The organism is Leptothoe sp. PORK10 BA2, from assembly GCF_034932105.1.
GTDB lineage: Bacteria > Cyanobacteriota > Cyanobacteriia > Phormidesmidales > Phormidesmidaceae > Leptothoe.
The window spans coordinates 1-8902 of sequence record NZ_JAYGIG010000078.1 but is presented as its reverse complement, the minus strand read 5'-3'; the positions used below and the strand labels follow the sequence as shown (position 1 = coordinate 8902).

General features: G+C 45.0%; 13 protein-coding genes and 1 pseudogene. 13 read left to right on the top strand and 1 reads right to left on the bottom strand.

Features of this window, described 5'->3' with window-relative positions:
- The first annotated feature begins 223 nt into the window (after nt 1-223).
- The 13 genes from VB741_RS13980 (at nt 224) to VB741_RS13925 (ending at nt 8721) form a co-directional block, all read left to right on the top strand.
- Nucleotides 224-523 (top strand): DUF3240 family protein, encoded by a 300-nt coding sequence (locus VB741_RS13980; protein WP_323365797.1) that lies wholly within the window; start codon nt 224-226, stop codon nt 521-523.
- A gap of 647 nt (nt 524-1170) precedes the next feature.
- Entirely contained in the window at nt 1171-1269 is a 99-nt protein-coding gene (locus VB741_RS26420; protein WP_442786363.1) for a pentapeptide repeat-containing protein, read from the top strand.
- Nucleotides 1262-1396, top strand: coding sequence for a pentapeptide repeat-containing protein (locus tag VB741_RS26415; RefSeq protein ID WP_323365796.1), 135 nt, complete (start codon nt 1262-1264; stop codon nt 1394-1396). Before VB741_RS26420 ends, VB741_RS26415 begins: the two co-directional genes overlap by 8 nt.
- 40 nt (nt 1397-1436) lie before the next feature.
- Nucleotides 1437-1568 (top strand): hypothetical protein, encoded by a 132-nt coding sequence (locus tag VB741_RS13970; protein WP_323365795.1) that lies wholly within the window; start codon nt 1437-1439, stop codon nt 1566-1568.
- Nucleotides 1569-1800: 232 nt separating this feature from the next.
- On the top strand, nt 1801-2034 hold the full coding sequence (locus tag VB741_RS13965; protein WP_323365794.1) for a chlorophyll A-B-binding protein: 234 nt from the start codon (nt 1801-1803) through the stop codon (nt 2032-2034).
- Nucleotides 2035-2229: 195 nt separating this feature from the next.
- On the top strand, nt 2230-4107 hold the full coding sequence (gene ftsH, locus VB741_RS13960) for an ATP-dependent zinc metalloprotease FtsH (RefSeq protein WP_323365793.1): 1878 nt from the start codon (nt 2230-2232) through the stop codon (nt 4105-4107).
- Nucleotides 4108-4150: 43 nt separating this feature from the next.
- Nucleotides 4151-4450 (top strand): P-II family nitrogen regulator, encoded by a 300-nt coding sequence (locus VB741_RS13955; RefSeq protein WP_323365792.1) that lies wholly within the window; start codon nt 4151-4153, stop codon nt 4448-4450.
- A 148-nt stretch (nt 4451-4598) separates the two neighbouring features.
- Complete coding sequence (locus VB741_RS13950; RefSeq protein WP_323365791.1) at nt 4599-5000, top strand: fasciclin domain-containing protein; 402 nt, start codon at nt 4599-4601, stop codon at nt 4998-5000.
- A 123-nt stretch (nt 5001-5123) separates the two neighbouring features.
- Nucleotides 5124-5303, top strand: a complete 180-nt coding sequence (locus VB741_RS13945; RefSeq protein WP_323365790.1) for an NblA/ycf18 family protein — start codon at nt 5124-5126, stop codon at nt 5301-5303.
- A 112-nt stretch (nt 5304-5415) separates the two neighbouring features.
- Nucleotides 5416-6258 carry a prohibitin family protein gene (locus tag VB741_RS13940; protein WP_323365789.1) on the top strand — a complete coding sequence of 281 codons (843 nt, stop codon included), beginning with the start codon at nt 5416-5418 and terminating at the stop codon, nt 6256-6258.
- 86 nt (nt 6259-6344) lie between these two features.
- A complete protein-coding gene (psb34, locus tag VB741_RS13935; protein WP_323365788.1) occupies nt 6345-6632 on the top strand; it encodes a photosystem II assembly protein Psb34 in 288 nt (95 codons plus the stop codon).
- A 227-nt stretch (nt 6633-6859) separates the two neighbouring features.
- Nucleotides 6860-7819 (top strand): orange carotenoid protein N-terminal domain-containing protein, encoded by a 960-nt coding sequence (locus tag VB741_RS13930; protein ID WP_323365787.1) that lies wholly within the window; start codon nt 6860-6862, stop codon nt 7817-7819.
- 131 nt (nt 7820-7950) lie between these two features.
- Nucleotides 7951-8721 (top strand): glycogen debranching N-terminal domain-containing protein, encoded by a 771-nt coding sequence (locus tag VB741_RS13925; protein WP_323365786.1) that lies wholly within the window; start codon nt 7951-7953, stop codon nt 8719-8721.
- On the opposite strand, the pseudogene VB741_RS13920 reads toward VB741_RS13925, so the two are convergent.
- A pseudogene (locus VB741_RS13920) lies at nt 8681-8902 on the bottom strand (ISKra4-like element ISLesp1 family transposase); the annotation flags it as partial. The gene VB741_RS13925 and the pseudogene VB741_RS13920 sit on opposite strands and share 41 nt — an antisense overlap.

Sequence of the window (8902 nt, the reverse complement as noted above, 5' to 3'; positions counted from 1 at the left end):
CCAAATCTGAGCCCAAAGTCGCAGCCTAAAACCCAATTGTATCTCTTAGTTAAGATACTCAGGCCAGTCAATAGCTTGAGTACGATTCTGAATGCTTCAAGAACAGATTTTGTCTAAACTCCAGTTACCATCAATATTTCATATCTGGATGTTATTCAATTGAAAATCCCTTAGTTGACCATCCGGTCTTCAAGTTTGTAACAAATGTTTTTGGAGGTTGATTATGTCCTCTTCTTTAGCCAAAGGCACGCTCGTCATAATAATTGGTGAAGCAGTTTTGCAGGATCGTCTGATGCAACTGCTGAAAAAGCTTGAGGCATCGGGCTATACGATCTCTCCAGCCCAAGGCGCGGGGAGTCATGGTAGACGGATGGGTGATATCGCTGGCTATAACACCAACATTGCAGTCAAAACCATTGTTACTACAGAACGCTCTAATCAATTGCTCGAAGAGTTGAAGCCGCTGCAAGCAACCTACGCCTTGATTGCCTTCCGGCAAACCGTAGAGGGTTTGTTTGATTAAACAGACCACAAGCCCGTTTTCACGCACCAACGAGAGGTAATCATAGACCGTTGACAGTTGGGCAGATAATGAGGCATTGTAGCCATTTTATGCCCAATACAAAATGGTATGCACAATTTCTCGCAAATTGACCTAAGTTGGACGACCGACACCCTTATTTTCCTGCTACTCCCTAACGGTTCAATTAATGCTCACTCATCATTAGACTTAATCGGTAATAGTAGAATGCCTGCTATGCAAGGATTTCAGGAATCGGTCAAAATCAGCCTGAAATGCCTGCTATATAAGGTTTTGAGTGTGTTTTACCCCCTTTATTGCCGATAAAGTCTATTACTTAAATCTGATGGATAGCTAGGACGACTTATGACCTTCTTGATCACTAACGACACGGACGGCTATACAGGCCCGAATGGGGAGACCTATTCGCCTATTCGCCTATTCGCTACTTCGATAATAATTTACGAACCCACTCTAAATGAGGGTGTGGGTGAACGTATCTTAACCTGTGCGTGGTCAAAGCAGATAATACGAACTAGAATGGAGGTAGTAACAGCGATTATGTTACACACTGTGGGGTACCAGTATGGATGCCAATCAAGTTCTAAAACAAATATGCGACTGGAAAGAGAAATTTTAGATTACAAGCGTTGCAAAATCTGGATCTGAGTCGAGCAAATTTGAGTGGGGTTGATTTTACGGGCTCAAATTTGAGTGGATCTAACTTGAAATCATGCAGACTTGAGTAATATCAATCTTAATTGGGCGACTCTAGTTGGGGCTAATCTTAGCGGAATCAACCTAAGGGGAACCAAAATGCCCGATGGCTATAGGCACAATGACTACCTGGAATCAGGCAATTACTTTGGTGCCTAGGGTGTTACTGGGTTAAAGAGATTTTATTTGGAGGATAGTTATGTCAAAACGACGCAAAGGCAATCGAGAAGTCAAAAAGCCAAAAGCGGTTTACGATGGCACAAAGAAACAAAAGAAAAACCATAAAAACGATGATAATCCTATGTCAGAACTATTGGACAGTTCAAAGTAAATCGTTTCTGATATGGCTTGGTTTTTCTGTTTCCTAACCCTAAATATTGATAAACCACATTAGAGTTATTGTGAATTAAGCATTCAAGCGCCTTAAACCCTTTTCTGGTAAGGGTTTAAGGCTTTACAACAACTTTGAGCCTAGGATCATTACTGTACAAGGATTTCAGCTCATTATGGTTTCAATTTCACAACAGGTCTATTAAAAACTCATTTGCTGTTGGCATCAGCAGATGAGTTTTTTCAACCAAATAACCCTAGAAATGCAGCAATTCCAAATTCCAACTTTAGGACAGCCTGCTATGACCTTGCCCGAGAAGGAACCTCTTCTTCCCAATTTCGAAATTGCTTGGCTGTGGGGATTCACTCCTCAGGAAGAGCTCTGGAATGGTCAGCTGGCCATGATCGGGGTTGTCTGTTCTCTTACAATTGAATTGTTGTATAACCAAAGATTTCTTTGCTTTTGACTTTTGACAAATAGAGGCCAGATCATGCTCCCATGGATCGGCCTGGCTAGGTTGGCAAGAGTATTCTAGTGGATGAGAACGTGTTTTCAAATGTATGAATTTTGATGTCGTAGTTCATCAAATCACTCCGGAATTCAAACCTTGGTTATTCACACTATACGTATTCCTATAATTTAAGCAATAGAAGCAATACTCATGCCTATTAAAGATAAACCGACGCCTCCGCGTTTTCGCCTCTTGAACAATATTGTACTGATATTGGCAGGGGTATTTCTGTTGATAAGTTTTATCCTTCCTGTTTTCTCAAGGCCTCAAGTACATGCAGTACCCTATAGCCTGTTCATTCATCAGGTGCAAGAAGGAGACGTTGCACGGGTACAAGTAGGACAGAATCAAATTCGATTCCAGTTAAAATCGGACGAAGAAATGGGTGGTGCGCAAGGTGGGCAATTATTCTCAACAACGCCCATTTTTGATTTAAGCTTGCCCAACTTGCTTGAAGAAAAAGGCGTTGAGTTTGCGGCTACGCCACCGCCTAAAAATGCTTGGGTGAGTAATGCCTTGGGCTGGATCATTCCGCCACTAATCTTTGTAGGTATCTTTCAGCTCTTTGTTCGTCGTGGCGGCGGTGGCGGTGCTCAAGGAATGCTATCGATTGGCAAAAGCAAAGCTAAAGTATACGTCGAGGGAGAAGCCGCTAAGACGACCTTTGCCGATGTGGCCGGAGTTGATGAAGCCAAGGCTGAGTTAGTTGAGGTTGTGGACTTCCTAAAAACACCGGAACGCTATACCCAGATTGGAGCGCGCATTCCTAAAGGGGTGCTGTTGGTGGGGCCACCGGGAACCGGTAAGACACTGCTGGCAAAAGCTGTTGCGGGAGAAGCAGGCGTCCCATTTTTCAGTATTTCGGGCTCTGAGTTTGTGGAAATGTTTGTGGGGGTGGGCTCTTCCCGTGTGCGAGATTTATTTGAGCAGGCTAAGCAACAGGCTCCCTGTATCGTATTTATTGACGAGCTGGATGCGATCGGTAAATCGCGTAGCAGTGGCGGCTTCTACGGCGGTAATGATGAGCGAGAGCAGACGCTGAACCAATTGCTGTCTGAGATGGATGGATTTGCCGCTGTAGAAGCCACGGTTATTGTGTTGGCTGCCACCAATCGTCCCGAGATCCTCGACCCGGCGCTCTTGCGTCCAGGACGTTTTGACCGGCAAGTATTGGTCGATCGCCCAGCTTTATCAGGCCGAGAAGCGATTCTCAAAATCCATGCCCAGACAGTAAAGTTGGGGGAAGATGTGGATTTAAATGCGATCGCAACTCGTACCCCTGGTTTTGCCGGAGCCGACTTGGCAAACCTGGTGAATGAAGCGGCGCTATTGGCCGCTCGCAATCAACGTGAATCAGTTGCTCAGGCTGACTTTGCTGAAGCCATTGAACGTCTGGTGGCGGGGCTAGAGAAGAAAAGCCGTGTCCTTAACGATAAGGAAAAGAAAATCGTTGCATATCACGAAGTAGGCCATGCCATAGTGGGTTCACTCATGCCAGGCAGTGGTCGAGTTGAAAAAATCTCGATCGTCTCTCGTGGCATGTCTGCTTTAGGATACACCCTAAAGCTACCGACAGAAGATCGATTCTTGAGTGATGAAACGGAATTGCGGGGGCAGATTGCCACCTTGCTGGGAGGGCGGTCGGCAGAAGAGGTTGTGTTTAATAGCATCACTACCGGTGCATCTAACGATTTGCAACGGGCGACAGACCTGGCAGAGCAAATGGTAACCACCTTTGGTATGAGTAAAATCTTAGGACCGTTAGCCTATGAGCAAGGCAGTCGAGCAATGTTTCTGAATGAGGGCGTACCCAATCCTCGTCGCATGATGAGCGAAGCAACGGCAGAGGCAATCGATCGCGAGGTGAAAGATATTGTCGAAACAGCTCATCAACAAGCGTTGAACGCCCTCAAGCATAACCGCGACATATTAGAAACTATAACGATGCAGCTCTTAGAAACAGAAGCGATTGAAGGTAAACCCTTACATCAATTACTCGCGCAGGTGCAGGCTGTGCCAGCTATTTAAAAGATTAGTTTCTTACACACATCAGATGTTCTTGGAGGTTTATATGTCATATTCTTTAGCGAAAGGCACACTTGTTACGATGATTGGTGAAGCTGTTTTGCAGGATCGCTTGATAAAGCTACTAACTAAGCTTGGGGTATCTGGTTATACGATCATTCCAGCCCAAGGTGCAGGCAGTCATGGTAGACGGATGGGCGATATAGCAGGATACAACACCAACGTTGAAATCAAAACCATTGTCACATCAGATTTGTCTGATCAATTGTTCGAAGATCTGAAGTCGTTGCAATCAACCCATGCCCTGATTGCTTTTCGGCAAACCGTAGAGGGAGTGTTTGATTAGTTGTTTTCCCTCACATGCAGCTACTAATATAAGCCTCAAGCAACAAATACACCCTGAACTTAAACATCGAGTTGTTATAGTAGTTAGTGTTAGCCGATCATCCACAACAGATGATGTCGTTAATAGATAACAAACATTAGGTAAATACATGGCTGACATTGTTGATACTGCTGTTAATGCTGGTTCTTTCAGCACGCTAGTTGCTGCTGTTAAAGCAGCTGGATTAGTCGATACCCTTAAAGGAAAGGGACCCTTTACAGTTTTTGCGCCCACGGATGATGCCTTTGCCAAATTACCTAAAGGCACAGTGGATGGACTCCTCAAGAATATTCCTCAACTCAAGAAAATCCTGACTTATCATGTAGTTTCAGGTAAGGTGATGGCGGCTGATGTTAGGAAGCTGAAGTTCGCTAAAACGGTTGAAGGTGAAGATGTGAAAATTGATGCTTCCCATGGTGTCAAGATTAATAATGCCACAGTAACAACACCCGATGTTGGCGCTGATAATGGGGTTATTCACATCATTGATACTGTGTTAATGCCTGCATAAGCCCTTTCTCAAGAGTAGCGATAACTACTCTTGAGAAACCACCTACAGAAGGCAAAAAAAATCCAGTAGTAAAACAAGGTTAAACTGCGATCAAGCTATGGGAATATCTAAAGAGAAACAGTTATGGAAAAATTAAAAGGGTTACCTGGCGACTTAACCTTAGAGCAGCAGTTTCAACTCCACAGGATCAAGACACAATTGAGGGAATTGAGTCAGGAACAGGCGCAAGAGTATGTAGTTGAAATGGCGCGCCAAATGATGGTCAAGGATAATTTGGTTAAGCATTTACTCAAAAGTGCCTAGGGTTGCAAGTCATGGCTTGGACTAGACTTTCTATCAGAGCGGTACTCCTGAATGCGACCATCCTTGATTTCCTAAGAAATGATGGGCAAAGCAATATACTTTGAAGAACAACTTGAACAATCAATTTTCCTTAAGCAATAAACTATTAACACCTGTCATCTTAGTAAGCTTGATCCTTTTTCTAGGGTTTAACAGTTTTGCTGTTCTTAACCCCGGCCAAGCCGGAGTTATTAGCGTTTTAGGAAAAGCCAGAGATGGTGTTTTATTAGAGGGCATTCACTTCAAACCACCGTTGATTTCGGTCGTGAATATATACGATCTGACCGTGCAAAAGTTTGAAGTGCCCGCAGAAAGTTCTACCAGAGACCTGCAGGATTTATCGGCTCGTTTTGCCATTAATTTTCGCCTGGATCCACTACTAGTGGTCGAAATTCGTAGAACCCAAGGGACCTTAGCCAATATTGTTTCTAAAATTATTGCACCCCAAACCCAGGAATCGTTTAAGATTGCCGCTGCCAGAAGAACGGTAGAAGAAGCGATTACCAAAAGAAATGAACTCAAGCAAGATTTTGATGACGCCTTAAGTGAGAGACTCGAAAAATATGGAATTATTGTCCTGGATACGAGTGTCGTCGATTTAGACTTTTCCCCGGAATTTGCTAAGGCCGTAGAAGAAAAACAAATTGCTGAACAGCGAGCCAAACGAGCCATTTATGTGGCCCAAGAAGCGGAGCAAGAGGCCCAGGCTGATATTAACCGTGCCAAGGGTAAAGCAGAGGCGCAGAGATTGCTAGCCGAAACATTGAAAGCCGAAGGAGGGCAACTTGTGTTGCAAAAAGAGGCGATTCAAGCTTGGAAAGATGGCGGATCTCAAATGCCCAAGGTCCTAGTCATGGGAGGAAAAGAGCAAACGGCAGTGCCTTTTCTATTTAATCTTGGTGGTGTTCAGCAGTAACCCTAAGCCTGGATGTTTCATTTGAAAAATACTTAGATTTTTCATTTTGTTTTCCTAGTTTAACCCTTGTATGAGGTAATACAACCATGAGGTACATCAATAAAGAGAAAAAGATATCTGACCATTCTCCCAGCGATGGCAGTGAGCTTACCCCCGCTGAAGCGCCCACGACTAGGCACAAATCTCAGAATGAACCATTGGGAGCTGGCTATCGAGTAAACGATGAGGGCATCGTCAATAACTACGCCCTTGAGCCTGAGGTTTATGAAACCAAGTATCCCTCACCTAAACAACAGCGGCGTTATATCGTTCTGGGGGGCGCGGCTATTTTGTTCGTTGCTCTAGTGGTATGGATTGCCTTTGCCGTCAGCTAGGTGGGCGAAATAGTAGGTCTCAGCTTAAGGCCGGGAAATCCTGGCTAGGTGGGGAATCAGGAGCCAGAAGCCAGTGAGGCCATGATTCCTGGCTTCTGAATACTATCCTTGGGAAAACGTCCCGCTTTGAGTTGGCACCCAAAATAGTTTGTTCCGAAACCCAACCTATCTCTTTCACTCAAGCTTTAATTTACTCAATTGTTCAATGACATTTGGAGACTTTAATTATGCCATTCACCCTTGATGCAGCTCGTTCCATTTTTCCTGACATTCAAGTTTCTAATGTAGTCCCAGAACTGGTTCAATCATTCAATCAGCTCAAAGCTGAAGATCAGTTGGCCTTACTGTGGTTTACCTACACTGAGATGGGACTGACCATTATTCCCGCTGCCATGGAAGTGGTTCCTATGGTATTCGTAGAAAAAGTCCTGACTCAAATCAAGCAGATGTCACCGTTAGAGCAAACGCAGGCAATGTGCGATTTGGTCAACCACACAGATACGCCCCTCTGCCAGACTTATTCGTCTTTTAGCACAAATGTTAAGTTGGGGTTTTGGTATCAATTAAGTGAATGGATGCAACAGAACATCGTAGCTCCCATTCCCAAAGGCTATAAACTCTCTAGACAGGCATCTGTTTGGCTCAAGGATATCCGTCCACTGGAGGGGGGGCAGCAACTCACTATCTTGCAGGATATTGTTGCCAATATGGGGTATGCTCCAGCAGGTGGAACTCCAAAAGTCAAAGAACCTCTGATTCCCCCCCAAAAGGCGGCTCCTCGAACCAAAGTCCGCATTAAAGGCATCAAGAATGCGACGGTCCTGAGTTATATGGAAAATATGAATGCCTTTGATTTTCAGTCAGCGGTGGCATTATTTGTGGCAGAAGGAGCCTTGAATCCACCTTTCCAGAAACCCATAGTGGGTCAGGAAAATATTCTCGCGTATATGCGTGAAGAGTGCTATGGGCTGAAGCTGAAACCGGAGCGAGGTGTTTCTGAACCATTAGAAGGTGGGGGTACCCAAATTAAAGTAGTTGGAGATGTGCAAACGCCCTGGTTTGGTGACGGTGTTAGCATCAACTTAGCATGGCGATTCCTGCTCAATCCTGACGGGAAGATTGTCTTTGTGGGAATTGATATCCTGGCCTCGCCCCAAGAACTTCTGAATTTTAAGCGAGTTCAGTAGAACGTTGATACGAGTCCCCGATTAAGTTTGTTTTTACATATTAGAGTTGTTGTAAATTAAGCGTTCAAGCGCCTGAAACCCCTTTTTTGGTAAGGGTTTCAGGCTTTGTAGCAACTTGGAGCCTAGGATCATTGCTGTACAAGGATTTCAGCTCATTATGGTTCCAATTTCACAACAGGTCTAGTACAGCCCAGCGTGGATTTGCCCTGTCGGTATTGTGTGCCAATCCCTACATTGTTGGTGACAACAACCGCGCATCGATCCGGGCTGAGACAATTAGCATTCAGCGCGATCTGGTACTACAGGGCGGGTTATTTGAAGAGCTCACCCTAACTAACTACAACACTCAATTAGTCGAATTTGAGCTGAGCCTCAGTTTTGAGGCTGATTTTGCCGATCTGTTTGAAATCCTAGGGAAAGTGCGGCAGCAAACCGGGACGAAACTCCGTCCGGTTCGCCTGTTGGAAAAAACATCTGAGCCGATTCCTGTTTTTAATGATGGCTTAATCAATGGGGAGGGAGAAGAACTTACCCTGGCCTATCAAGGGGTGGATCAGTTACTCATGGAGTCTAGAATTCACTTTTATCAGCGACGGCCCGATCAGGTTAAGGGGTATACTGCGATTTGGCAGGTGACGCTACAACCCGATGCCACCCAGACTTTGGGCTATCGTCTACAGCCTTTTTTAGACAACCACCTGGCTTTCTTAGTTAGCATTCCAGCCACCCTACATCAGGCTGTCGCTAAGGAAACCATGGAAAAACAGCAATGGCGCGATGGCGTTACCTGTATTCGGACGGATAATCAGGCGTTTAATCAAATCATCGAGCGGGCAGAGCAAGATACCTATCGGGAGCACGTCATCCGCTGGCGGATGAAAAATAATCCAGTTGTTGATTGAGATAAGCGGATCTCAACTTGAACATTTGCGGCAACGTCTCTTCATTCCATTGTTCACCGGTCACCTGCAGTCTGGCATCGATCTGTTTGACCCAAGATTCAACGGGACCAGAGCCAATGGGCAAGCCTTCCATCTGGTAGTAGCGATAGTTGGGAATACGGCCAGCATGGCCTTTGAGATA